General features: G+C 61.2%; 21 protein-coding genes and 1 pseudogene. 13 read left to right on the top strand and 9 right to left on the bottom strand.

The features are described from left to right. The first annotated feature begins 97 nt into the window (after positions 1-97). From B059_RS0101210 to B059_RS0101190, 6 genes and pseudogenes are all read left to right on the top strand, one after another. Entirely contained in the window at positions 98-1,375 is a 1,278-nt protein-coding gene (locus tag B059_RS0101210; RefSeq protein WP_018076413.1) for an EAL and HDOD domain-containing protein, read from the top strand. 83 nt (positions 1,376-1,458) lie between these two features. Beyond that, on the top strand, positions 1,459-3,819 hold the full coding sequence (locus B059_RS0101205; RefSeq protein WP_018076412.1) for a Tex family protein: 2,361 nt from the start codon (positions 1,459-1,461) through the stop codon (positions 3,817-3,819). Positions 3,820-3,938: 119 nt separating this feature from the next. After that, positions 3,939-4,760: pseudogene (locus B059_RS21170) on the top strand (cupin domain-containing protein); the annotation flags it as partial. Next, the gene (locus B059_RS21305; RefSeq protein WP_336433333.1) at positions 4,737-5,144 is read left to right on the top strand and encodes a helix-turn-helix transcriptional regulator; all 408 of its coding nucleotides are present in this window, start codon (positions 4,737-4,739) and stop codon (positions 5,142-5,144) included. The pseudogene B059_RS21170 and the gene B059_RS21305, both read left to right, overlap by 24 nt. Before the next feature lie 176 nt (positions 5,145-5,320). After that, the gene (locus B059_RS0101195) at positions 5,321-5,902 is read left to right on the top strand and encodes a hypothetical protein (protein WP_018076409.1); all 582 of its coding nucleotides are present in this window, start codon (positions 5,321-5,323) and stop codon (positions 5,900-5,902) included. A gap of 53 nt (positions 5,903-5,955) precedes the next feature. Further along, positions 5,956-6,684 carry an oxygen-binding di-iron domain-containing protein gene (locus tag B059_RS0101190; RefSeq protein ID WP_018076408.1) on the top strand — a complete coding sequence of 243 codons (729 nt, stop codon included), beginning with the start codon at positions 5,956-5,958 and terminating at the stop codon, positions 6,682-6,684. 145 nt (positions 6,685-6,829) lie between these two features. Here B059_RS0101190 and B059_RS0101185 read toward each other — a convergent pair whose 3' ends face one another. Next, the gene (locus B059_RS0101185) at positions 6,830-8,329 is read right to left on the bottom strand and encodes an esterase/lipase family protein (protein ID WP_018076407.1); all 1,500 of its coding nucleotides are present in this window, start codon (positions 8,327-8,329) and stop codon (positions 6,830-6,832) included. Between the two features lie 430 nt (positions 8,330-8,759). Here B059_RS0101185 and B059_RS0101180 point away from each other — a divergent pair, with 430 nt between their 5' ends. The 5 genes from B059_RS0101180 to B059_RS0101160 all read left to right on the top strand — a co-directional run bounded on the left by B059_RS0101180 (position 8,760) and on the right by B059_RS0101160 (position 12,282). Further along, positions 8,760-9,077 (top strand): hypothetical protein, encoded by a 318-nt coding sequence (locus B059_RS0101180; RefSeq protein WP_018076406.1) that lies wholly within the window; start codon positions 8,760-8,762, stop codon positions 9,075-9,077. A 112-nt stretch (positions 9,078-9,189) separates the two neighbouring features. Next, positions 9,190-10,113, top strand: a complete 924-nt coding sequence (locus B059_RS0101175; RefSeq protein ID WP_018076405.1) for a hypothetical protein — start codon at positions 9,190-9,192, stop codon at positions 10,111-10,113. Positions 10,114-10,518: 405 nt separating this feature from the next. Then, a complete protein-coding gene (locus B059_RS0101170; RefSeq protein WP_026177218.1) occupies positions 10,519-10,740 on the top strand; it encodes a hypothetical protein in 222 nt (73 codons plus the stop codon). A 119-nt stretch (positions 10,741-10,859) separates the two neighbouring features. Next, positions 10,860-11,228, top strand: coding sequence for a YciI family protein (locus tag B059_RS18440; protein WP_018076403.1), 369 nt, complete (start codon positions 10,860-10,862; stop codon positions 11,226-11,228). Between the two features lie 142 nt (positions 11,229-11,370). Beyond that, on the top strand, positions 11,371-12,282 hold the full coding sequence (locus tag B059_RS0101160; protein WP_018076402.1) for a DMT family transporter: 912 nt from the start codon (positions 11,371-11,373) through the stop codon (positions 12,280-12,282). A gap of 49 nt (positions 12,283-12,331) precedes the next feature. Here the strand turns inward: B059_RS0101160 and B059_RS18435 are convergent, their stop codons facing one another. The 3 genes from B059_RS18435 to B059_RS20155 all read right to left on the bottom strand — a co-directional run bounded on the left by B059_RS18435 (position 12,332) and on the right by B059_RS20155 (position 15,327). Beyond that, positions 12,332-13,093 carry a hypothetical protein gene (locus tag B059_RS18435; protein ID WP_211206863.1) on the bottom strand — a complete coding sequence of 254 codons (762 nt, stop codon included), beginning with the start codon at positions 13,091-13,093 and terminating at the stop codon, positions 12,332-12,334. Between the two features lie 78 nt (positions 13,094-13,171). After that, positions 13,172-13,912: a DUF2189 domain-containing protein gene (locus B059_RS0101150; protein WP_018076400.1), complete on the bottom strand. Its 741-nt coding sequence runs from the start codon at positions 13,910-13,912 to the stop codon at positions 13,172-13,174. 389 nt (positions 13,913-14,301) lie between these two features. After that, positions 14,302-15,327, bottom strand: coding sequence for a hypothetical protein (locus B059_RS20155; RefSeq protein ID WP_081601558.1), 1,026 nt, complete (start codon positions 15,325-15,327; stop codon positions 14,302-14,304). Positions 15,328-15,401: 74 nt separating this feature from the next. Between B059_RS20155 and B059_RS20675 the strand changes: the two genes are divergently transcribed. Next, positions 15,402-15,653 carry a hypothetical protein gene (locus B059_RS20675; RefSeq protein WP_026177216.1) on the top strand — a complete coding sequence of 84 codons (252 nt, stop codon included), beginning with the start codon at positions 15,402-15,404 and terminating at the stop codon, positions 15,651-15,653. A gap of 276 nt (positions 15,654-15,929) precedes the next feature. Beyond that, on the top strand, positions 15,930-16,097 hold the full coding sequence (locus tag B059_RS20150) for a DUF1328 domain-containing protein (protein WP_018076398.1): 168 nt from the start codon (positions 15,930-15,932) through the stop codon (positions 16,095-16,097). 225 nt (positions 16,098-16,322) lie between these two features. Here the strand turns inward: B059_RS20150 and B059_RS0101130 are convergent, their stop codons facing one another. The 5 genes from B059_RS0101130 to B059_RS0101110 form a co-directional block, all read right to left on the bottom strand. After that, complete coding sequence (locus tag B059_RS0101130) at positions 16,323-16,973, bottom strand: cupin domain-containing protein (protein ID WP_018076397.1); 651 nt, start codon at positions 16,971-16,973, stop codon at positions 16,323-16,325. Positions 16,974-17,133: 160 nt separating this feature from the next. Then, entirely contained in the window at positions 17,134-18,027 is an 894-nt protein-coding gene (locus B059_RS0101125) for a nucleotidyltransferase domain-containing protein (RefSeq protein ID WP_018076396.1), read from the bottom strand. Positions 18,028-18,035: 8 nt separating this feature from the next. Continuing rightward, on the bottom strand, positions 18,036-19,001 hold the full coding sequence (locus B059_RS0101120; protein WP_026177214.1) for a patatin-like phospholipase family protein: 966 nt from the start codon (positions 18,999-19,001) through the stop codon (positions 18,036-18,038). Between the two features lie 135 nt (positions 19,002-19,136). Continuing rightward, positions 19,137-20,270 carry a ribonucleotide-diphosphate reductase subunit beta gene (locus B059_RS0101115; RefSeq protein WP_018076394.1) on the bottom strand — a complete coding sequence of 378 codons (1,134 nt, stop codon included), beginning with the start codon at positions 20,268-20,270 and terminating at the stop codon, positions 19,137-19,139. Between the two features lie 499 nt (positions 20,271-20,769). Further along, positions 20,770-23,676, bottom strand: a complete 2,907-nt coding sequence (locus tag B059_RS0101110) for a ribonucleoside-diphosphate reductase subunit alpha (protein ID WP_051068461.1) — start codon at positions 23,674-23,676, stop codon at positions 20,770-20,772. Positions 23,677-24,156: the final 480 nt, after the last annotated feature.

Genomic DNA, 24,156 nt, shown 5'->3' with positions numbered 1-24,156 from the left:
AATGAGCTGATATGCTCACGCTGATAATTAGGGCCTGTTAACGCTGATTTCACACCGGCGACGAGCCCTGCATAAACAAGTTTTTCGAGGAGCCTGGATGGGCAAAGAATCCTTTCTCGCACGGCAACCCATCGTCGATGCCGAACATCGCCTGTTCGCCTACGAACTCCTGTTCCGGCAATCGCTGTCAGCCGTCTCGGCCCAGATTTCCAGCCAGCTGCAGGCCGGCGTCGAGATCATCGGCAACACGCTCTGTCTCGGCCCCGAATGGCTGCTGCACGGCAAGCTCGCTTTCATCAACCTGGACGAAGCCACCCTGATGAGCGACTTCGTCTGCCTGCTGCCGCCCCGCCACGTGGTCTACGAAATCCTCGAGACCGTGCCGGTCTCGCCGGTGCTGATCGCCCGTATCCAGGAACTCCGCCAGCTGGGCTACCGCTTTGCGCTGGACGATTTCGTCTGCCTGGAGGAGTACCGGCCGCTGCTGCCGATGGTCGACTTCGTCAAGCTCGATGTGCTCGAACAGCATCCCGAAAAAACCCTGGAAATCATTGCGCACATCCGCCTCGACTTCTCCGGCCAGTTCATCGCCGAGAAGGTCGAAACCCGCGAGATGTTCGAGCTCTGCCGCAACAGCGGCATCCAGTATTTCCAGGGCTATTATTTCGCTCGTCCCGAGAACCTCTCCAACAAGGCCATTCAACCGGGGCAGCTGGCCGTCCTCGAACTGATGAACAAGGTTCGCGCCTGCCAGGACCTGGGCGAAATCGAAGCGCTGTTGCGCCGCGATGCCGCCTTGACCCTGCGCCTGTTGCGCTACGCCAATTCCGCCGCCGCCGGCCTGCAGCAGCAAGTCCACACGGTGCGCCAGGCCCTCATGCTGGTCGGACTGAAGACACTGTATCGCTGGCTGGCGCTGCTCCTGATCACCGCCAACCCGACACCCACCAACGCCCTGGCGGCACGCACCGCGGTGACGCGCGGACGTCTCTGCGAACTGCTCGGCCAGTCCCGGCTGAACAGCGAGGCACAGGACGAGCTGTTCATCACCGGACTGTTTTCCCTGGCCGAACCGCTACTGGAAATCCCGCTCACCCATCTGCTCGAGCAGTTATCCATGCCCGCGCCCATCGTGCAGGCCCTGCTCCACCAGGCTGGCCCCTATGCGCCCTTCCTGAAGCTTGCCGAGGCTTCGGAACGCAGCGATTTCGGGCAGATCGCCCGCTACGCCAGCGAGATCGCCTCCAGCCCGGAAGAGATCAATACCGCTCAACTGCAATCGCTTGCCTGGGCCGAGGAACTGACCAGCGAAGCAACTACGACGGCAGCCGGCAGCGCTAGCCAGCGCCTGAAAGGGGCGGCGCGCCGGAATTGAGGATATTCGGCATAATGCGCAACCCGAACACTTCAGCTTTCGGCCTCGCGGCGCGGAGGCCGATTCATTCAGCAGGGCAAATCATGCTTCCTTCCATCGAACACCGACTCGCCGCCGAGATCGCGGCCAAACCTGCGCAGGTTGCCGCTGCCATTGCCCTGCTCGACGAGGGGGCGACGGTGCCGTTCATCTCGCGCTACCGCAAGGAGGCGACGGGAGGCCTCGACGACGCGCAGCTGCGCCTGCTGGAAGACCGGCTGCGCTATCTGCGCGAACTGGAAGAACGCCGCGCCGCCATCATCGATTCGATCACGGGGCAGGGCAGGATGACGCCGGCGCTGCTGAAAGCCATCTCATTGTCCCCGGACAAGGCGCAGCTGGAAGACCTGTACCTGCCGTACAAGCCGAAGCGCCGCACCAGAGCGCAGATCGCACTGGAAGCCGGATTGGAGCCGCTGGCGGAATCCCTGCTAGCGAACCCGCTGCTGAATCCGGAGGAAGAGGCAGCCCAGTATCTGCGCGCGCCCTTCAGCAACGAGCAGGGCGACAACCCCGGCGTTGCGGACACGAAGGCCGCGCTCGACGGCGCGCGGCAGATCCTGATGGAACGTTTTGCCGAAGACGCGGGCCTGCTGCAATCCCTGCGCGAATACGTGCAGGAACACGCCATCGTCGAGTCGAAAGTGCGCGAAGGCAAGGAAGCGGCTGCGGAAAAATTCGCCGACTACTTCGACTATGCGGAAACCCTCCACACCGTCCCCTCGCATCGCGCGCTGGCGCTTTTCCGCGGGCGGCGCGAAGACATGCTCGACGTGCGGCTGCGCCTCGACAGCGAGGAAGAGCGGCCGGGCTGGAGTGCGCCGCACAATCCCTGCGAGGCGCGCATCGCCAGCCGCTTCGGCATCCAGGATCAGAATCGCCCCGCCGACCGCTGGCTGATGGACACGGCGCGCTTCACCTGGCGCGCGAAAGTCTTCATGCATCTGGAGCTCGAACTGATGAGCGCGCTGCGCACCCGCGCCGAGACCGACGCCATCAAGGTGTTCGCGCGCAACCTCGCCGACCTGCTGCTCGCCGCCCCTGCCGGCCCGCGCGTCACCATGGGTCTGGACCCCGGCATCCGCAGCGGCGTGAAAGTGGCGGTGGTGGACGCAACCGGCAAGGTGCTCGACACCGCCACCGTCTATCCACACCCGCCGAAGAACGACTGGAACGGGACATTGCACGCGCTGGCCAAACTCGCCGAACGGCACCGCGTGACGCTGATCGCCATCGGCAACGGCACCGCCTCAAGAGAAACCGACAAGCTGGCGCGCGACCTCATTCAGCTGCGCTCCGAACTCAGGCTGACCAGCATCGTCGTCTCCGAGGCAGGCGCGTCGGTGTATTCCGCATCCGAATTCGCCTCGCACGAACTGCCCGAACTCGATGTCTCGCTGCGCGGCGCGGTGTCGATCGCGCGCCGGCTGCAGGACCCGCTGGCCGAACTGGTGAAGATCGATCCCAAGTCGATCGGTGTCGGCCAGTATCAGCACGACGTCAGCCAGTACGAACTGGCGCGCTCGCTCGATACGGTGGTGGAGGATTGCGTCAACGCCGTCGGCGTCGACGTCAACACCGCCTCGGTGCCGCTGCTCGCGCGCGTCTCCGGCCTCGGCAACAGCGTGGCGCAGGCCATCGTTGCCCACCGCGACGCCAGGGGCCGGTTTGCCAGCCGCGCGCAACTGCGCGAGGTGCCGCGCCTGGGCGAGAAAACCTTCGAGCAGGCGGCCGGCTTTCTGCGCATCATGGACGGCGACGACCCGCTCGACGCCTCCGCCGTCCACCCTGAATCGTATCCGCTGGTGCAGCGCATCCTCGCCGACCTCAAGCAGGACCTCAGGGCGGTGATCGGCAACGGCAGCCTGCTGAAATCGCTCGATCCGTCGAAATACACGGACGCGCAATTCGGCCTCCCCACCATCAGCGACATCCTCAGGGAACTCGAAAAACCCGGCCGCGACCCGCGCCCCGAATTCACCACCGCGACCTTCAGGGAAGGCGTGGAAACCCTGGCCGATCTCAGGCCAGACATGATCCTGGAAGGCGTCGTCACCAACGTCGCCGCGTTCGGCGCCTTCGTCGACATCGGCGTGCACCAGGATGGCCTGGTGCACATCTCCGCCCTGTCGAACAGCTTCGTCAAGGATCCGCACAGCGTGGTCAAGACCGGGCAGATCGTGAAGGTGAAAGTGCTGGAGGCCGACGTGAAGCGCAAGCGCATCGCGCTGACGATGCGCCTGAACGATGCGGCGGAGAAGCCCGCCAACAGGCCGGATGCCACGGGCAAGCCGCGCGATTCATACCGGCAGGGCAAGGCAGCGGAAGGGAAATCGAAGCGTGCGCCCACTGCAGCGCCGATGGGTGGCGCCATGGCGGCGGCGTTCCAGAAACTGAAGGGATGAGACCGGTTGGCCGGCGAGAAGGCTCAGACCGGAGCCCGACCTGCCGGTGCGCGAGGAATGGATCGGAGCGGCCGCGGTTGACTCGCGAAATCCCGCTTCAATTCGTCCGATGAAAGGCAATGCGATGCATGCCCCCAGCGCGCTCACAAACGGACTCAGGGCTCACTTGCTTCCCTGTCTTCCTGCGGGGCCTCAGCCCTGACTTCGTCGGAGAAGCGCACCTTCACACTGGTGCGGCTGTTCGTACTCACCGCCAGGCAAAGCCGCCTGGCGGCATAGCAACAAATGTAGTGATTCCGGTCGCCCGTTTCCAGAACCGCGCCGCCGGTTTCGTGACAATAACCACGCGGCGAAAACGGTCGATCTGCCCGCGCCCCGGTCACCCAGCATACTGCGACCCGTGGTCCGCCGAAGCGGCCCCGGCCCGCGAGATCGCCGCAGCCGTGTTGCCCGGCTGCGAGCACGTCATGGAATACCACATGATCGCCAAGGGCCGCGGCTGGGCGGCCGTCGAGGGACAGCCTCCGGTCAGGCTGGGTGCAGGAGATGTCGTGATATTTCCGCAAGGCGACCCGCACGTCATGTCGAGCGCGCCGGGAATCGAACCCCTGCGCCAGACGGCAGACTGGGTTTTTTCCACGCGCAACGATCCCAAGCCCATACCCATCGCCTATCACCACGGCGTCGTCGATGCCGGTGCGTCGCTACCGGTCGAGGAAGCCGACACGATTGCCGTATGCGGGTTTCTCGGTTGCGACCTCAAGCCGTTCAACCCGCTCGTTGCGGTGCTTCCCCGCATTCTGCACCTGGCTGCGGGACACGCCGGCGACTGAGTCGCACGCGTCATCGACCAGGCGGTGGCCGAATCCAGCAGCCCCCGCCCCGGCGGTGATGCCGTGCTTGAACGGCTGGCAGAAATGATGTTCGTCGATGCCGCCCGCCGCTATCTCGATGCGCTGCCCGAGGACGCAACCGGATGGCTGGCGGGACTGCGCGACCGCTTTGTCGGCAAGGCGCTCGAACGCATGCATGCAGAGCCCGATCACGCGTGGAGCGTCGAAGAACTCGCTCACGAAGTCGGCCTGTCGCGATCTGCCTTGCATCAACGATTCATGCATTACCTCGGCCAGCCGCCGATGCAATACCTGGCCAGCTGGCACATCCAGCTTGGCGCTCGCCTGCTGCGTGAATCGAACCGTACGGTCGCAGCCATTGCGCTCGACACCGGCTACGATTCTGAAGCCGCCTTCGCACACGCCTTCAAGCGCGCGGTGGGGGCGCCACCCGGCGCATGGCGGAAGGCCCAGGCAGCGCGAAGCGAATAAAACCATCGGCAAGCTGTGCGTCCTTGCCCGCGAGAGTAGCGGATGAATAGGGTGTCCGGGCTGATGCGTCACTCCGCGGTTCCTGTCCGATTGTTCGCGCAGATAAAAGGGCGCAGGATAGGTCAGGTTTTGCGCCCGGACGCTGCAGCGTGACTGGCTGAACGAGGAAACTGCAAATGACCTTCTACAACATCATCTTCGGCATCCTCTTCCTCGGCGCTTGCCAGGCTGTCCTGCTCAGCCTGAACCGCGAAATCGACACCGGGCTTATCACCCTCGTTGCCCTGATGATCTTCAATGACGCAGTCAACACGGCCGAGGCGGTGGAGGAACGCAAGTTCGATTACACGATCGGGATGAAGCTTATCGACCTTGCCAGCTTCCTGGTTCTTGCCACGACCTTGATTTTGCTGAGCGAGAACACAAAAAATTTCCTCGACGCGCCAATTTATTCGTCTCTACCGGAATGGATCAGGCATCCAAGTGTGCCTCCGGCACTCCTGCTGGTGTACTGCGGGCTCGTCGCTGGCTGGAACCGGGCTTCAAAGGATATATGGAAGCGGAGCGAGTGGCCCTGGTACCTCATTGCCTCGGTGATCGCGATTGTCATCGCGCTCCTCGTTCTGGTCGGGTTACGCCCCTCCAGGCTCGCGCATTCCACTGCGTATGCCTTGGTGACCGGCATTGCAGTGCTGGGAACGCTTGGCTACCTGGTTTCATATTCGTTCATCAAGAAAGAACAAACAGGATCAGACTGAACTGCCCCGGGCTTTGATCTTGCGACGTCGAATCGACATGAAAGGAAAGCGCCATGACCATCACCAACCAACAGTCCGGAACCAGCGTTCATGAAGTGGCCGACGGGATTTATCGCATCAATACGCCGGTGATGCTTGAAGGAAGCACCGGATTTTCGTTCAACCAATACCTTATCAAGGATGATGAGCCCCTGTTATTCCATACCGGGCTGCGCAAGATGTTTGCGCTTGTGCGTGAAGCCGTGGCCTGCGTACTGCCGCCGGAATCGCTGCGTTACATAGGCTTTTCCCATGTCGAGGCAGACGAATGCGGCTCGCTCAACGAATGGCTGGCTGCCGCCCCGCAAGCCGTCCCCCTCTGCAGCCAGGTGGCGGGAATGGTGTCCATCAACGATATGGCCGATCGTTCCCCCCGCACCCTGGCAGACGGCGAGGCACTTTCGCTTGGTCGCCATCGCGTGCGCTGGTTCGATACCCCGCATCTCCCGCATGCCTGGGAATGCGGTCTTTTGACGGAAGAGCGCACCCAAACCCTGTTCTGCGGCGATTTGTTCACCCAGCCCGGTGCAGGCTCCCCGCCTGTCACCGAGGCAGACATTCTCGGCCCCAGTGAAGCATTTCGCTCACAAATGGATTACTTCTCGCATACGACAAACGCGGCCGGGATGCTGGAACGTCTGGCCTCGACCGAGCCAACCCTCCTTGCCTGCATGCATGGCAGTGCCTGGCGGGGCGATGGTGCACGGCTTTTGCGCGCGCTCGCTGTCAGACTGTCGGGATAAGACGTTGTCAGCGTCGTGGGCGTCGCATCGCGGGGCGAAGGGGCACGAGGGTTGCGGGTCGGTCTGGCTGCCAGCGGCCCTGTGTCAATGCAAGACCGAAGCCCGTGTTACCCCATCCGCAGGGCAATCCGCACCAGCTGTCGCGTCACTGCCAGGGCGTACCATACAGCCGCAGCGTGGCCTTGAAGCCCTTCTGGTTCTCCAGCGGAATCGCAACGTAGGGCTTGCCCTGTTCATCCTTCATGCCTTCGGCAATCCTGTCCTCGGCGCTCGACCATCCGCTGTCGGCCAGGACATAGCCCACCCGCCATGACTCGTCGGGCGTGTCTGGGGGGATCGCGCTGATGACGATGGTGTCGCGGAACAGGTATTCGCCCGGCATGTAATGCTGGTCCACCGAAGACTCTTCCCCCAGGTAGGTCAGCATCGACACCGAAAGCTGAACGGAGAACATCATTTCCTTGCTTCGCTGGGGCCGCTTCGACATATCCAGGAACACGGAGAACAGGGTGGGCTGTCGTGCCGCCTTCAGCAGCCGGCCTTCCTCGTCGAACAGATCGGAGCGCTGGCGCAGGATGGCGCTGTTGTTCGCAATCGTGCGGCGCGTCAGGTCGAAGTCCAGCGCGCCCCGGGTCGCTACCGTCACTTCGAAGTAGTAGCCCACGCGGGTTCCCAGCAGCTTGCGCACCAGGCCGATCGGGGGCAGCGGCAGGGCGTCCACCCACAGCGCCCCCTCCACGCGCATATCGCCGAACAGGAAGCGGACCAGATTCTGGAACCCCTCTTCCGAATTCACGATGCCATACGCGCCGCTGTGGCTGCGATGGACATGCGCCCGCGGCGCCTCGCTCACGTAGGCATTCGAGATCCGCACCAGGCCGTCGCTCAGTTCCCCGGCCAGCAGGCGGGATACGCCCCGCGCCACGTCGTAGTCCTTGCTGTTGGTCCCCACCAGACAGAAGAACCGGGCCGGATCGAATTTGTTGTCGAGCGAATTCACGGCGGTTTTTCCGTCCTTGATCGCCAGGTATTCGCGCATCCTGTCGCGGTTGAAATTGTCCATGTCCCACAGATCGAAAAAGCCCGGCACGTTCTTGCCCGCCATCTCGATGCCGTTATGGGGCGTGGCGTAGGTAAACACCTTGTCGACCAGCCTGCGCGCCTCCTTGCTGCCTATCCGGTCGTTCTGCAGAAAACAGCGGCAGACCAGCCCGCCCATGGAATGCGCCACCAGGTAGACCTTGAAGTCAGCGGGCTTCATCTGGCCGCCGCTGCACACCTGATCCCGCACGCGCAGGATCAGGTCGCTCAGGCCCTGCGCCGCCTGCTCGACCGTGGGCACCACGCCAGAACCGAAATCCGGATCGGCCACATCGTAATAGCGGTGGATGATGATGCTCTCCGGCGCGATCTGCCCGGTTTCCAGTTGCAGGCCGTCCCGGTAGATGTCCTTGTAGCCCAGCTTCATCAGCCGCACGATGGGCGACTCGAAGAACACCTTGCGTACCGCTCCGTTCCACGCCTGACGGGACTTGGTCGAGCCGCATTCCAGTCCCATGTACGGCGTCGAAGTCGTCTCCGCGATCTCCGCCCTGGTCATCGCGTAACCGCGAACATAGATGATGGGATATTGCTTGGTGGTCATGGCGTCTTTCATTGTGCGAACACGTGCATTCTAGGGCGTACGACCACGATGTTGCGCAACCGAAGCTGAAGCGCACTCACGCCTTGCCGAACGCCTTCGCCCAGGCCCCGCACAGCATGATCAAGGCCGGGCAGAGCATGGAAGTGGATTCTGGAAGTAGACGAGAAGCCGCAACCAGCGGAATGCCGCCGCACAATGACCTGTCTCCGTTAGCAGACAGAAAATCTCTTTTTTTAATAATGGCTTGCCCCTGATGGCGCCATTTCGCGTCGCCTGATGACGACAAAACGAAGTCGGGCCGGCACCGAACAAAATACATAACACATTGATAAATAATGATTATATAAATCTGGCATGGTCCATGCTATAGGGAGTGTGGCTTCTCGATATGAAAGCCTTTATCAAACTCACCCATTAAGGAGTATCGAAAATGATGCAGAAAACCCAACCGATCCGCAGCACGCTCTTGACTGTTCTCATGGTCGGCTTTGCCACGGCGGCCACAGCTGCGGGGGTAGGTGCCAACACCAATGCCGGCGCCAATGCCGGTGCTAATGCCGGCGGCAACGCGGCGGCCCACGTCAGTCCCGCCGGCAGCGCCAACAGCAACGCCCAATGGCAAGACGGTGCGGCCAAGGGGGCAGACCGTGCCGCCGAGCGCATGAGCCCGAAAGGCGCTGACATGAAGCAATCGGGTGCCACGGAGTCCGACGCCACCGACAAGGCGGCCCTGAAGGACAAACGCTGATGCTTCCCGCGCCCTGCTGCCGCGCGACGGCCGCCAGGGCGCGGGGTGAACGCCGCTTTCAAGCCCGGCTGTCCGTCCAGCCCGCCCTCCCCGCTGACAGGAGGCACGTTATATGACACGCAGCCCCCATTTTTTCAGTCCCATCCAGACACTCAAGCACATCTTCAGCCATATCGGCGTCACGCTGCTGGCTGTCGGCATCGCTTTTTCCCTGCCCGCGCTGGCAAAGTTCATCCTCTTTACCTGGTGGCCCATGATGAAAGACGATTCGCAGCTCCTGCTGATCAATGAAATCGTTTTTGCCGCCGTGCTGGTGCTGCTGTTCAATCTACTTCTCGGCGCACGGCAGGGACGCCTCAGCTACCGGATGAACCGGCTGGCCTCGCTGGTGCATGTGCGCGAGGAGGGCAGCCGGTTCTCGCGCCGGATCGACCGCAAGCTACTCGACCGCATCACCGGCACCCGCGACGTATCGGTGATGTCGGTCACCGGATACGACACCTTCGTGTCAGAGCGACGCAATCTGCACAACGTCATCGACCACAGCTACGAATTGCGGGTCATGCTGATGAACCCCTATAGCGCCGGCGCCATGCGCCGCATGGCCACCCTGGGCGACCCCGCCCCGCTGCTCGACAGCTACTGCCAGGAGACCGCGGCCACGATCGAACGGCTGACTGCCCTGGCGACCGCAGGCAAGCAGGTCACGCTCAAGTTCTACGAGGATCCGCCCTTCTGGAACCTGATCGTTACCGGGGAATACGTGTGGGTGCAGTATTGCCACGACGGCCACGAGCTGCGCAGCCAGCCGGAATACGTCTTCGCCCTGCAAAAGGACCAGCCCACGCAAGGCCTGTTCTCGGCGTTCTACGTGCACTTCCTCAACCATTGGTGCGATCCCGCCCACCCGGAATACGACTTCGCCAGCCACGAACTGATTTATCGCGACGACAAGGGTAACGAAATGAAGCGACGCCCCTTCCCGCCGCAGCCCGATCGCAGCCCACACCAGGGGCTCGTCTTGCTGGCGAGCTGATGCCCGCTATCCGCCATTGCCTGCCCGGCGGCGGAAGATAAAGAGGAAACGGAAATGGCCAAGGGTACGGGTGACACCAAGGCCGCACCCGAACCCGGAAGCGTCAATGCAAGGTGACGGTGTGACCCGGCTTTTCGCCAGAGTCCGTCACGCGATGCCAATTCGAGCCAGGCCCCTTTAATTCCCTCCATTGATTTTGGGTTCATCGGCAGTGGACTATAAATAACGTCACGGCACCGGAGAACAGCCCACGCGCTTCGGCAGCCCCGGAGCAAACCACAACCAACGGGATGCAGCCCGGCGGACGACATGCGTGGTCGCCCGATTGTTCCTTCCTATCCCAAGGGGCCGCAGCTGCGTCCTGCTGCCGTCTATCCGCAATCCAACCAGACAGAGAGGCACGTGATGAAACAAGTCAAACTGAGCGTTCCTGAAATCGGATTGATCGCCGGTACCCGGGCCGCTGCGGGCGCCGGCCTCGCACTGCTGCTTTGCAACCGCCTGAATCCGGACCAGCGCCGTGCAGTCGGCTGGACGCTTCTTGCAGTGGGCGTCGCCACCACGATACCGCTGGTCGCACACGTTTTTGGAAAACCCGCCGCGCCCGCGGACGCTGAAGAGGCATAAATCGCGGGCTATCGGAAGTGCCAGCACCGGCAGAGCACCGGGACCCCGTGCTGCCATGCCATTCCCTGCCTTCAGCCCGTCCCCTGATGGGGTTCGCAGACAAACCCAAAGGAGACACCATGCAATTCATGATGCTGATGATTCCCGCCGTGTACCAGGGCGGCAAACCGGCACCGGGCTTCAAGCCGGATCCGGAGAAGATGGAGGAGATGGGACGTTTCAACGAGGAAATGGGCAAGGCGCTCAAGATCGAATCGCTCAACGGCCTGCATCCACTGGCCCAGGGCGCACGCGTGTCGTTCGCCAGCGGCAAGCCCGCCGTGACCGACGGACCGCTCATCAAGGCAAAGGAAGTGCTGGGCGGTTACTGGCTGGTGGAGGCGCCGTCCAAGGAAGAAGTGGTGAAGTGGGCGCAGCGCTGCCCGGCGGATGACGGCGACATCATCGAGATCCGGCAAATCTTCGGGCCCGAGGATTTCGCGGAATAAGGCGCGTGCCCTGAACTGGAAATGTGGTTTTGCAAGACCTGAGCCCGATGGCTCTTCCAGTTTCACCTGCCTCACGACGCGATGGATCGAGTCGGCAGTGGTGGTAAGGTGAGCTGCACTGCGTATCCCGGAATCCCGTCGCATGACAGCTGAAGCCCTCCCTGTTCCGGCCCACCGCCTCCACCTGTTCAAAGGCTTTGCGGCTGCGGCTGCGGTCGTCGTGATCTGGTCCGGTTTCAACATCGTCTCCCGGCTGGGTGGACGCAGCCCACTTACACCGTTCGACATGGCCGCCATCCGTTTCGTCTTCTCGGGCATCGTGTGTCTTCCGTTCGTGCTGGTCCGATGGCGACGCCTCAACTGGCCGCGACTGGCCGTGCTCGCCGCATTGGGCGGCATGACTTACGGGCTGCTGGTCTACTCGGGCTTTTCGCTGGCGCCGACCGCCCATGCGGGCATTCTGGTCAACGGCGGCATTCCGTTTGCAACGGCATTGATCGCCTGGCTCGTACTCGGGCGCCGTCCCGGCATCCGGTCCGAATTCGCCCTGCTGGTCGCAGGTCTGGGGATCGTGCTGATCGGCCTCCACAGCTTCGGCCAGTTTGCCGGGGCGCCCGCTCATCAATGGGCGGGGGATATATTCTTTCTGCTTGCCGCGATCTGCTATGCCTGCTTTGGCCTGTTGCTCAAGCATTGGCATGTCTCGCCGCTCGACGCCACGATCGGCATTGCCGTGATTTCAATGGCCTGCTACACGCCGGTTTATCTCCTGTTCCTGCCCAAGGCCATCACCACCGTCCCCCTGGCCTTCGTCCTGTGGCAAGGCATTTATCAAGGCATCCTCGCCGCCTCGATTGCCGGCCTGCTCTTCGCCTACGCCATCCACAACATCGGCCCGCAGCGCGCCACCCTCATGCTGGCCATGGTTCCGGGCATCTCGGCCGTCGCCGCCGTACCCTTGCTGGGGGAATCCCTCGATGCCGTGACCCTTGCCGGTGTCGTGCTGGTGACGGTCGGCGCTGTGCTGGGCGCCACGCATCAAGCGGCAAAATGAGGATGAAGGGGCGAACGATCTCTCGGGCAGGGACGAGCAGCGAGCGCAGCTAATCGGGCAACGCGGCACGGCGAGCCACGATAGCCGCCTCACCCTCTGCCAAAGCAAGCGGAGCCAGATCCGCCCCCGTGAGCCAGGATGTATCGATTTTTTTCACCGCCCGCACATAAAGCTTTTCGCCTCCGACGCAGCGCGTGCTGATCCTCAGATCGTAGGCGGCAACATCGATGGTGCCCGACGCGTGGGTCAAGAACAGGTAGGTTTCCGCGTTGACCGTCCCGATCGGCGCGCCATCGACACTGAACAGTACCGCCCCCGCGGGGAACGGCCAGGGCAGACGATCCAGCATCAGATAGATTGCGCACTCGCCCACTTTGGGCCGGTACGCCTTCGCCGCGCGGTCATCGGCCTGCGGCGCCGAGCCGTCGAAGCACATGCCGTTGGAGAGACACTTGGACAGATCCGCTTTTTCGACAAACACGACCTTCCCCGCGTCGTCAAAACCGACTGCAAGCCACTCGTCGTAGGTATATACCGCACTGCTGCTTCCGCCGATGACCCCCCACATCGCGCGGGAGCCGGTGTAGTACCAATACGCTCCCCTGGCCTTGGCTATCAAGGGTGGCCCGAGGAGTTGTCTTACCCGATCGCGGTCCGCATCCGGTGCCGAGAGTTGCCGAAGCACTTCCGGGCCGTAAGGCGGCTTCGTAAAGACACCGATGGGGACGACGATGCAGGACGTGCATGCCAGGGCCGCCACCGCTGCAATCAGGCGCCTGCCCTGACAAAGAGACCTTAGGAGAGCGGCCACGATTTCTCCGGGGAAGGGCTAGACACACCCACCGTCGCTTACGCCTGACGCCAATTTTTCACCTTTGATCGATTGCCGTCACGTGGAAGCAGGCAGGACCGTCTTGTAAAGTTCGTAACTCGCGTATGCCATCACCGGCATCACCAGAGGAAACAGCGGCAAGAGCAGGATGCTGCCGATAATCGTTGCCGAGAGCAGTAGGGCCCAGCCCATGGCGGCGATGAAGTGTCGCATCACGATCCGCACGCTGGTGACCACCGCCCCGACGAGGTTGCTGCGCCGTTCGCACAGAAGCGGCACCGAGAAGGCCGAAACAGCGAAGAGCAAAAAGCCGATCACCGCCCCCGACAGCAGGCCCCAGAAGACGAAGGACGCGATGTCGGCGCCAACGGAGATGAAGTCCGCGGGAAAGATGGGATCGTCGCCGACCATATAGGCGTAGAGAATGGCGGCGTCAGTGATGAAAATCATGAACAGCAGGGCGCAGATCAGGGCGATCGCCCAGATCGCCGCCGATGCCCGGGAAAAACCCTCCGTTAGCGTGGTGAACGTCACCGACGCACCGGCACGGATGCCGCGAGCGACGGCAAAGAAGCCGGCGAGGATCGCCGGCGCCACCAGCATGAAGCCGCCGGCAGCCATGATGACGAAGGGCGCGCGTCCGGCGAGGAGCATAGCGCCCATGATGACAGCGCCGATGGTGGTGAAGATCCCTGCATAGGCAATGCTCACCGCGCGCGTCGCGTTGGCGGTGCGCCAACCCCAGGAAAGCGCCGCGCCGATGGCCTGGAAGGTCAGCGGCCGTTCGGCGAAGAGCATGGCATCCCCGGAAGGCAAGATGGCCGATGGAGGTTCCGCGACAGAACGACGCCCCTCACCCTGTCAATCCCAACTCAAGACCCCGCCCATTGACCCGGCGGTAGCGATGCATTCTTTCAGATCGTCTGGGAGTTTGAGCGTGGTGATGGACATCGAAGTCGCTTCCGTCTGGGGTGTCCCCAAGATATCACCCGATTCCGAGGGCTTCAACGCTGATTATGGTGTCTGACCCCATTTATTCGGCTAAAAGGGTAGCGTCCCCTTTGTTTTATTGTCGGGTCTTGTCTTTTGCGGCAAAAGACAAGACCCGACCCCACTGTCCACACTGCGGTGCGCCGCTTTTTGTTCACAGCTCCCGTCACCTGGAACCGTGGCCTGTTCCCTGTTCTTCAGCGATTCTGATAACGCTCCTCGTACTCTTTTCTCCTACGCTCATACTCTTGCTGGGACCCCTTGTACTTTTGAACCTGGCCCTGTGGCGCAGCCTTGTCGTCCTTGGCCTTGCCTCTCGATTCAGGTTGGGAACGTTGCCGCTCAAGATCGCGTTGCTGCTGCGGCTCTTGGCGGCGTTGTTGCTCCAGCTGACGCTGTTGATCTTGACGGCGTTGCTGTTCCTGCTGACGTTGCTCCAGCTGGCGCTGTTGATCTTGGCGGCGTTGCTGCTCCAGCTGACGCTGTTGTTCTTGCTGCCGCTGTTGTTCTTGCTGCCGCTGTTGTTGCTCCAGCTGGCGCTGCTCCTGCTGACGCCGCTCCTGCTCGCGCTGCTCCTGCTGGCGTTGCTCCTGCTGGCGCTGCTGGTCTTGCTGCACACGCGGTCTAAAGTACTGCTGTGTGACAGGCTCACGCGGCTGGTAGCGGTAATACTCGGAACGTATCGTATGCTGCTGTTCTACTGCGCGAGGATAGCGGTCGCCCGAATAATTCCGCTGGTAAGTCGGCAACGGTGCAGGAGCCGGCGCGGCGCGGTGGTCCCAACGGTCCCACCCGCTTCGACGCTGTTCCCAGTCGCGACCCCAGCGATCCCCCCAACGTGGCGGCGCGTCGGCATGCCAGCCGCGGAAATAAGGCGGCGGTTGGCGGTAGTAACGAACCGGGACGCGCAGAATATAAACTGGCACATCGTAATAACCCACCCTATCCCACGGCCCGTTGTACCAGCCGCTCACATACCAGTTATCGCTACGGAACACCCAGTAGAGGCCGTCGTAAAAGAAGAAATTCGAATCCACCCGGGGCGCGTAGTAAACGGGATAGCCCGGTATCCGGACAAGATCCGGGTACGTCGAATAATGGATACCTATGTTGACGCCAGAATATCCGACGGCGACACGGCTGGATGGCTCATAGGGGGGAGCGGTATAGCAACCCTGGACAAGGATCATCGATATCGCAATCATCAAGTAGCTCTTTTTCATTTGCCGCTCCTTCCCCAGATGTGGGGTTAACCGATTTGGAGATTTGGAGTCGGGCCTTGCCACGCAATACGTCAATGCAAGACCTGCCCCTCAATGTCCACAGTGTGGGCGCGCTCTGTATCTGCAGGATTTCAGACGCGGGGCGAATTGTTACGAAACGTAACTGCATCGCCTGTCCCGGCAAACGATGGGAGATGGATCAAGCTTTTTTCTCCCGGCCAGATGTGGTTTTGCAAGACCTGACCCCGTATCCCGTGACCCTTGCCGGCGTCGTGCTGGTAACGATCGGCGCTGTGCTGGGGGCGACGCATCAAGCGGCAAAATAAGGATGAAGGGCGAACGATCTCTCGGGCAGGGTTTGGAAATGTGGTTTTGCAAGACCTGACCCCGAGCCGTTGTTGTGAAAGCGTCCGAAATACCCCGGTCAGTTCAGTGTGTAGCCCTATCGTTCCCGTGATCCTGACGCCTGCCCGGCAACCACGAGTGGTCTATATTGGCTTTGACAGCCGCCGCCAGGCCACATCAATCAGAGGGCCCGAGGTTCCGTAGGGGCGGCACGATTTCCCACGCGCCATCTTGTGGCCGAAAAAAGGAGAATCACCATGTTTTCCTGGGCTTTGACTTTCTTCATTGTTGCGATCATCGCTGCCCTGCTCGGGTTCAGCGGAATTGCCGGAACCTTGGCGTGGGCCGCCAAGATGCTGTTCATCGCGGGTCTGATCTTGGCTATCGTGTTCTTCGTGATCGGCCGCCGGCCTCCTCCACTGTAGCTGCGCGTGCGATGCTCGATGGGGTCGGGTCTGTGCCATCAGGCTCCTCGCCTGGTGGGTGAATGTGTCAATGCAAGACCTGACCCCGTAGCTTGTTCGATCGGCGCCGTCCTGGGGGCGACGTATCAAGCGGCAAAATGAGGATGAAGGTCGAACGATCTCACAGGCAGGATTTGGAAACGTGGATTCAAGACCTGACCGCGATGACACCCGGACCACGCACGATCATCCCGCGCCCAGATGCCCGACCTTGACAAAGATTGTGCACCCCTCGCGGCTGAACGGCTGGTGCCTGCTCATGTGCGGGCTGCGCAGCCAGCTGCCGGCCGAATAGCGGCCGAACTCGTCCTCGAACACGCCGTCGAGCACCAGGATTTCCTCGCCGCCGAAATGCGCATGGCTCTGGAAAAACGTCTCCGGCTGCCAGCGCACCAGCGCCGCATGCTCGCCTGCGTGCTGGTGCAAGGGCATCACCGCCAGCCCGGGCACCAGGCCGGGCAGCCACTGCATCGACGCGGTATCGAGCCGCACCACGGCCGTGTCTTCTGCGTCGAAGGCGTAACGCTTGATGAACAGCACGCACCCCGCTTCGCTATGGAGCGCCAACTCCGCGCCCAGCGGATTGCGCAGATATGTCCCCGCCCTCCACACACCGCGCGCATCCGTCAGTGTGCCGTCGAGCACGAGGATTTCCTCGCCCAGCGCACCACCCGGCGGCGCGAACATCGCACCCGCCGGCGCCTGCACCAGGCTGGTCGTGCCCGCACCGCCCGCCAGGCTGTCGAGCGGCTTGCAGGCGCCCCCGCCATCCGCCGTCGCGAGCCAGGGCGCCGTTTGCGTAGCCACCACCACACGCTCGTTCACATCTGCATGCATGTCATTTTCACTGTGGTTAACAATCACCGGGGGTTATGGTGTCTGACCCCATTTACGAAGCTGACCCCTTTAGCTCGTGGATAAACAATCCGAAGCTGACCCCTTTAGTTGTCCTATGGTGGATTAATCCGAGCCTGGCCCCTTTGATTTCTTTCCTAATTTACCAGTCGTTCCAGAGACTGATAGTCGCATTGATGAAGGCCTCGCCGTCAGGCTTTGGCCAGCAAGTATGCGAGGCATCTCTTAGCAGGTAATACTGTTCATTCGCGCAGACAAGCTTGTCCTTATCTGCTTCATTTTGAATCCAATTGAAAGCGTTCATGAAGCAATTTTGGTAGTTCTTAGAAAGCAGGTCTGTCGGCACGTTGTAAAGCAGCCCTTCAATAAAATACGAGGGTGCAGTACCTGCCTTGAGCAAACCCTCGTCGACACATCGACTACGCATATTCTTCAGGATGCGAACCATAGGCTTTAACCACTGGTTGCTTGCTTGATGATTAGCCGTCAGATTCGCGGAATGTTGCTTGGGGTAATTAGCAATCCTCTCCCCAGCAGAGTTCCAAAAACAAATTCCCTCGGCATACGATTGGTCGCTATTGCTATTGAACTTGAAATAGCGTCGAAATTGAGCGGCAACAATCACATCAGTCTTTCGACGATTCCCACTTGCCCCTATTGCGATCGCCTTGCCACCTTCCTTAACGTCTGATCCGTACTGCGCGATCAATGTTGCAAGCACATCCCGTTTGAAGTCGGAATATGAATACGCAGCATCCGAGTAAGCTTTCTCTTGAGCAGACTTTTCCGCCTCGCTTAGCTCCGAAAGATCACTATAAAAACAATCATCGAGCCGAATAACTACGTCAACGTCACTTTCAGCGTAGATGTTCGTGTCGTTGCCATATGAGCCTTGCAAAAAGACCTTGTAGCCTTTTCCAGAATAGGGCGTACCTGCAGCCTCTAGCGTGCTCTTGATTGAGTTATACGTGCTGCTGGACTGCTGGATCGACCCCTGATGCGACCAGATATCGAGTTGGGATTCACTAATTGCCATGAGTCACCTCACATCAGAAACTCTTTGAGCTGGTCTTCTCGACAGGCAAATGATTCTCGGCCTCGTTGTCTCAGAATATTCAGCTTGTCCAAGTTGTGCTCCATCAAATCAGTCGCCATTTCCGGTCTCTCAAATGTGTCGCTGATTCTGATAGTTGGCACATCTCTAAATAGAATTGTTCGCAATTGATCCATCGACTGAGTGTTTATTTCCAGCGTTTTCTGGAGAAGTTCGATGCTGTTGAACGGGATGCGTTTTATAACTTTCATGTACCACTTGTTCGGATCTGGGTAGACACCCACACCGACACTTACGACCCGGAGGTCGGCGCGCTCTTTTTTAAGCGCGGCAACAGCATCAGCAATTGCATATAGCGTTGGGTTATTTGCGCAATACCCACCATCTAGAAGTTCTATCTTGTCACCCGCAGACGTCGTTACGACCTTCCGATCAAAGAAAGGAAACGCCGAGCAGGATGCTTGGACAGCATCGGCGATGGGGACTCCAAAGCCCGGTGCAAATGTCCCAATTGATCCATGAGCTTGTTTGACGTTGCCTTTGAATATCATGGGACGCTCGGTCATCCACTTTGTGCTGACAACACCGATTCCAGTTTTTACATCTGCGAACATTCTTTTCCCGAACACATCATGTGCCAGCTTTTCGAGCGCGGCAGTTCGACCATTTCGAGTGCGACAAGCCATTACATCAGGCACGTGCTTCTTGTAGAGGGCATGTATTTCATCGACCTCGTAGCCAAGCGCGATTAATGTGGCAATGATTGCTCCGGTGCTTGTACCGAAAATAATGTCAAACCTCTTATACAGAGGGCAGTTAAGCATTGCTTCAATTTCTTTGAGTACACCGAGTGTGTAGAAACCCTTTGCCCCGCCACCATCAAGCGAGAGGATGCGACACTGGGCATCAGCTTCATACTCTGTAGTTAGCGTTGATTCTTTTTTTTCTTCTGTCACGTTAAATCTTCCACAAAGGAATCAAATCATCATCGGATGGCTTGATGCCGCGCCTTGAACAGTCGCGGTGGTTTTTGCATCCCTGTCCCAAATAAATAAAGGCGCAGTTCCCTGCGCCTTTATTCACTAAGCCGGTCAATCCCAGCTCAACGCCCCGCCCGTCTGATACTCCGTGACGCGCGTCTCGAAGAAGTTCTTCTCCTTCTTGAGGTCGATCATCTCGGCCATCCAGGGGAAGGGATTGGTGACGCCGGGGAACATCTCGTCGAGGCCGATCTGCTGGCAGCGGCGATTGGCGATGAAGCGCAGGTATTCCTTGAACTGGGCAGAGTTGAGGCCCAGCACGCCGCGCGGCATGGTGTCTTCGGCGTAGCGGTATTCGAGCTCGACGCCCTTCTGGATCAGGCCACGGATTTCGGCCTTGAATTCATTCGTCCACAGGTGCGGGTTTTCGAGCTTGATGGTGTTGATGAGGTCGATGCCGAAGTTGCAGTGCATGGACTCGTCGCGCAGGATGTACTGGTACTGCTCGGCGGCGCCGGTCATCTTGTTCTGGCGGCCGAGCGCGAGGATCTGCACGAAGCCGACGTAGAAGAAGATGCCTTCCATGATGCAGGCGAAGACGATCAGCGACTTCAGCAGGGCCTGGTCGGCCTCGGGGGTGCCGGTCTTGAATTCGGGGTTGGTCAGCGTGTCGATGAAGGGGATGAGGAAGTCGTCCTTGTCGCGGATGCTGGCGACTTCGTGATAGGCGTTGAAGATCTCGCCTTCGTCGAGGCCCAGGCTTTCGACGATGTACTGGTAGGCGTGGGTGTGGATGGCCTCTTCGAACGCCTGGCGCAAAAGATATTGCCTGCACTCGGGCGCGGTGATGTGGCGGTAGGTGCCGAGCACGATGTTGTTGGCGGCCAGCGAATCGGCGGTGACGAAGAAGCCGAGGTTGCGCTTGACCAGGCGGCGCTCGTCTTCGGTGAGCGCGGTGGGGTCCTTCCACTGCGCGATGTCGCGCGACATGTTCACTTCCTGCGGCATCCAGTGGTTGGCGCAGCCGGCGAGGTATTTCTCCCACGCCCATTTGTATTTGAAGGGGACGAGCTGGTTCACGTCCGTCGCGCCGTTGATCACGCGCTTGTCGGCGGCCTGCACGCGGCGCGTCTGCGGGGCGGCGTCGGCAACGGCAGCAACTGGTGCGGCGGATTCCTTGCGCAGGAAGGCCGGCACGTCAACGGTCTTGGCGGCGGGGGTGAAGTCTTCTTCAAAGTTCAGCATCGTTCTGGTTCTCCTTTGGTTGTCCCAAAGTGGGCTGGGCCCACACTGCTTTTAATCTGGCGGCGGGCGGAGCCCACCTTGTATTCATTACTGGCTTCTGCGTACCGGCCCCTTCTGCGCCACCTCGGCTGGATCGAGCCGGCGGGGGAATTCGGCGAGCACTGTCTGAGCCCCACAGGGGCGCGTTGCACAGCCGCCCCGATGGATCAGTTCAGTCGAGGCCCGCCCCGAAGGGGTGGCGCAGCAGGGCGGCTTTCTTTGGTTACCGGACGTCGTGCCTTGGCATGACGTCCCATCAAGCCAGCTTGGCGAGACAAGAAAAGTGACTAGCCGCCGGGCATACGATTCCACACGTGCTTTTACCCAGAGGGCACAAGAACGCGTAGTGGATCGGAGTCCCTTCAGGGGCTACCCCCGGCCAACGAACCCACGCGCATTGCGTCGAAACCCATTGGCCAGCTTGGCCTCTTCTTTTGGTGCCGCTCCTCCTCCAACCCCTTTACTGGCACGCCTCGCATTCCTCGAACCCGGGATCCCCCGGCCGCATCGTGCAGGCGCGCCCTTCGATCTCCGGCTCCGGCAGGTTCGCTGCCGCCGCATTGATCGCGCTGCGGCCACTGCTCATCGCTCCCGCGCCGCCGCTCGCCGACACGGCATTCAGTTCGCCGCCCTTGCCGGTGGATTTCTCCGCCGAGGTGGCGCCCAGCGTGCGCAGGTAATACGTGGTCTTCAGCCCGCGTATCCACGCCAGCTTGTAGGTCTCGTCGAGCTTCTTGCCGGAGGCGCCGGCCATGTAGATGTTGAGGCTCTGCGCCTGGTCGATCCACTTCTGGCGGCGCGACGCGCACTCGACCAGCCAGCTGGTTTCCATCTCGAACGCGGTGGCGTAGAGCGTGCGGATGTCGGCCGGGATGCGGTCGATCTTCGCCAGGCTGCCATCGAAGTACTTGATGTCGGCGACCATCACTTCGTCCCACAGGCCGAGCTTCTTCAGGTCGGCGACCAGATACTTGTTGGCGACGGTGAATTCGCCCGACAGGTTGGATTTGACGTAGATGTTCTGGTAGGTCGGCTCGATCGAGGCGGAGACGCCGACGATGTTGGCGATGGTCGCGGTCGGCGCGATCGCCAGGCAGTTGGAGTTGCGCATGCCGTGCTGGCCGATGCGCGCGCGCAGCGCGTCCCAATCCAGCGTGCTGCTGGTATCCACTTCCAGGTAGCCGCCGCGCTCCTCGGCCAGCAGTTTCAGCGAGTCCTGCGGCAGGATGCCGCGGCTCCACAGGCTGCCTTCGTAGCTGGAATAGCGGCCGCGCTCGGCGGCGAGTTCGGTCGATGCCCAGAAGGCGTAGTAGGACACAGCCTCCATCGAGCGGTCGGCGAATTCGACGGCGGCGTCGCTGGCATAGGCCACGCGCAGTTCCTGCAGCGCGTCCTGGAAGCCCATGATGCCGAGGCCGACCGGACGGTGCTTGAGGTTGGAGTTGCGCGCCTTGCCGACGGCGTAGTAGTTGACGTCCACCACGTTGTCGAGCATGCGCATCGCGGTGTGGATGGTCGCCTTCAGCTTGTCGAGGTCAAGCCTGCCGTCTTTCAGATGATTGACGAGGTTGACCGAGCCGAGGTTGCACACGGCGATCTCACTGTCGCTGGTGTTGAGCGTGATCTCGGTGCACAGGTTGGAGCTGTGGACGACGCCGACGTGCTGCTGCGGGCTGCGGATGTTGCACGGGTCCTTGAAGGTGATCCAGGGATGGCCGGTCTCGAACAGCATCGACAGCATCTTGCGCCACATCTGCACGGCGGGGATACGCTTGAACACCTTGATCTCGCCGCGGTCGGCGCGGCGTTCGTATTCGGCGTAGGCCTCGGCGAACTTGCGGCCGTAGAGGTCGTGCAGGTCGGGCACGTCGTTGGGCGAGAACAGGGTCCAGTCGCCGCCTTCCATCACGCGCTGCATGAAGAGATCCGGAATCCAGTTCGCGGTGTTCATGTCGTGGGTGCGGCGGCGGTCGTCGCCGGTGTTCTTGCGCAGATCGAGGAATTCCTCGATGTCGAGATGCCAGGTTTCGAGATAGGCGCACACCGCGCCCTTGCGCTTGCCGCCCTGGTTGACGGCGACGGCCGTGTCGTTGACCACCTTGAGGAAGGGCACGACACCCTGCGACTTGCCGTTGGTGCCCTTGATGCGGGCGCCCATGGCGCGCACCGGGGTCCAGTCGTTGCCCAGCCCGCCGGCGTACTTCTGCAGCATGGCGTTTTCCTTGATCGCCTGGTAGATGCCGTCGAGGTCGTCGGTGACGGTGGTGAGATAACAGCTGGACAGCTGGGAATGCCGCGTGCCGGCGTTGAACAGCGTCGGGGTCGAGCTCATGAAGTCGAACGCGGACAGCACCTGGTAGAACTCGATCGCGCGCGCCTCGCGGTCGATCTCGTTGATAGCCAGCCCCATCGCCACGCGCATGAAGAAGGCCTGCGGCAGTTCGATGCGCGATTCCTCGATATGCAGGAAATAGCGGTCGTACAGGGTCTGCAGGCCGAGATAGCCGAACTGGTAGTCGCGGCCGGCGTCGAGCACGGCGGCCAGGCGCGTGAGGTCGAACTGGCCGAGCTTCTCGTCGAGCAGCTCGGCATCGATGCCCTTCTTGATGAATTGCGGGAAATACTCGGCGTAGCGCTCGCCCATCTGCGTCTGCGTCACCGTCTCGCCCAGCACTTCGTGGCGAATGGAATTGAGCAACAGGCGCGCACTGACGAAGGAATAGCCCGGGTCCTGCTCGATCATCGAGCGCGCGGCGAGCACCAGCGCCTTTTCGACTTCGGCCATCGGCACGCCATCGTAGAGGTCGCGCAGCACGGTGTGCATGATCGGCTCGGCCTTGACGTTGTCGCCCAGCCCGCTGCAGGCGTCGGCCAGCAGCGCGGCCAGGCGCGCGGTGTCGAGCGGCTTCTTCTGGCCGTCCTCGACCACGTGCAGCTGGACGTCGGGGACGCCGGCGGCTTTTTGCGCGGCGCGTTCCTGCGCGCGCTTCTCGCGATACAGCACATAGGCGCGCGCGACTTCATGCTCGCCCGAGCGCATCAGCGCCAGTTCGACCTGGTCCTGGATATCCTCGATGTGGAAGGTGCCGCCGTTGGGGGTGCGCCGCATCAGGGCGGCGGTCACCTGGCCGGTGATCGCCTCGACCAGCTCGCGGATGCGCGCCGAGGCCGCAGCCTGGCCGCCCTGCACCGCGATGAAGGCCTTGGTCACGGCGATGGCGATCTTGTTGGGCGCAAAGCCGACCACCGCGCCGTTGCGGCGGATGATCTTGTAGTCGGCGTAGCGTGTGTCGATCACCGCCGTGTCGGCAGTTTCGAGGGGGGGAACGGGGGCGGATGCAGCGGATTCGGTGGCGACATTCAACATCGATGGGGTTTCCTCGGTGGGTGTAACAAAACCAGACGGCCGTGCCGGTGCGATATTCACACCTTATGCACAGCTTTCCCGGCGCCCGCTCACAGCTTTATTCACAACATATTGTGGTGCGGACGGGAGCCGGGTACAAATTCTAGGTGCCCAGCCGGACATGTCAACCCGGACGCGTTTTGTCGCGCCGGCATTTTTCGCAGGCCGGAAAATCCCATGGCAAATCAAAGTTTTTGCCTGGCGGCATGCCTAAATAATGAACAGACGCATGGCTGGATGCGGCCTGGCGCCGAGAAACGTCGAATCCGGCCGATGGATGCGTTCAAATTCAGCTTATTAGCAGGCATGAATACAGCCTGCGCTGCGCAAAGACTGCTGAATCTTTGCGCGACGCGTCACGAAACGGGGGGGGCGGCCGCATCACCTCAAGATGATCAGGGGAATTTTGGTTATGATTGCGCAAACCCCACACCCCGGATT

It is taken from the genome of Thiobacillus denitrificans DSM 12475, from assembly GCF_000376425.1.
Lineage (GTDB): Bacteria > Pseudomonadota > Gammaproteobacteria > Burkholderiales > Thiobacillaceae > Thiobacillus > Thiobacillus denitrificans.
Note: the sequence above shows the minus strand (reverse complement) of the source record. Positions and strands in the feature narration are given on the sequence as shown.

Bases quoted from the DNA above. Each gene is read 5' to 3' on its own strand.
- B059_RS20150 (WP_018076398.1), top strand. From the start codon at position 15,930: ATGTTTTCCTGGGCTTTGACTTTCTTCATTGTTGCGATCATCGCTGCC.
- B059_RS0101130 (WP_018076397.1), bottom strand. From the start codon at position 16,973: ATGCATGCAGATGTGAACGAGCGTGTGGTGGTGGCTACGCAAACGGCG.
- B059_RS18440 (WP_018076403.1), top strand. From the start codon at position 10,860: ATGCAATTCATGATGCTGATGATTCCCGCCGTGTACCAGGGCGGCAAA.
- B059_RS0101210 (WP_018076413.1), top strand. From the start codon at position 98: ATGGGCAAAGAATCCTTTCTCGCACGGCAACCCATCGTCGATGCCGAA.
- B059_RS20675 (WP_026177216.1), top strand. From the start codon at position 15,402: ATGCAAGACCTGCCCCTCAATGTCCACAGTGTGGGCGCGCTCTGTATC.
- B059_RS0101160 (WP_018076402.1), top strand. From the start codon at position 11,371: ATGACAGCTGAAGCCCTCCCTGTTCCGGCCCACCGCCTCCACCTGTTC.
- B059_RS0101170 (WP_026177218.1), top strand. From the start codon at position 10,519: ATGAAACAAGTCAAACTGAGCGTTCCTGAAATCGGATTGATCGCCGGT.
- B059_RS21305 (WP_336433333.1), top strand. From the start codon at position 4,737: ATGATGTTCGTCGATGCCGCCCGCCGCTATCTCGATGCGCTGCCCGAG.
- B059_RS0101190 (WP_018076408.1), top strand. From the start codon at position 5,956: ATGACCATCACCAACCAACAGTCCGGAACCAGCGTTCATGAAGTGGCC.
- B059_RS0101205 (WP_018076412.1), top strand. From the start codon at position 1,459: ATGCTTCCTTCCATCGAACACCGACTCGCCGCCGAGATCGCGGCCAAA.
- B059_RS20155 (WP_081601558.1), bottom strand. From the start codon at position 15,327: ATGAAAAAGAGCTACTTGATGATTGCGATATCGATGATCCTTGTCCAG.
- B059_RS0101150 (WP_018076400.1), bottom strand. From the start codon at position 13,912: ATGCTCTTCGCCGAACGGCCGCTGACCTTCCAGGCCATCGGCGCGGCG.
- B059_RS0101115 (WP_018076394.1), bottom strand. From the start codon at position 20,270: ATGCTGAACTTTGAAGAAGACTTCACCCCCGCCGCCAAGACCGTTGAC.
- B059_RS0101125 (WP_018076396.1), bottom strand. From the start codon at position 18,027: ATGGCAATTAGTGAATCCCAACTCGATATCTGGTCGCATCAGGGGTCG.
- B059_RS0101175 (WP_018076405.1), top strand. From the start codon at position 9,190: ATGACACGCAGCCCCCATTTTTTCAGTCCCATCCAGACACTCAAGCAC.
- B059_RS0101195 (WP_018076409.1), top strand. From the start codon at position 5,321: ATGACCTTCTACAACATCATCTTCGGCATCCTCTTCCTCGGCGCTTGC.
- B059_RS0101185 (WP_018076407.1), bottom strand. From the start codon at position 8,329: ATGACCACCAAGCAATATCCCATCATCTATGTTCGCGGTTACGCGATG.
- B059_RS0101180 (WP_018076406.1), top strand. From the start codon at position 8,760: ATGATGCAGAAAACCCAACCGATCCGCAGCACGCTCTTGACTGTTCTC.
- B059_RS0101110 (WP_051068461.1), bottom strand. From the start codon at position 23,676: ATGTTGAATGTCGCCACCGAATCCGCTGCATCCGCCCCCGTTCCCCCC.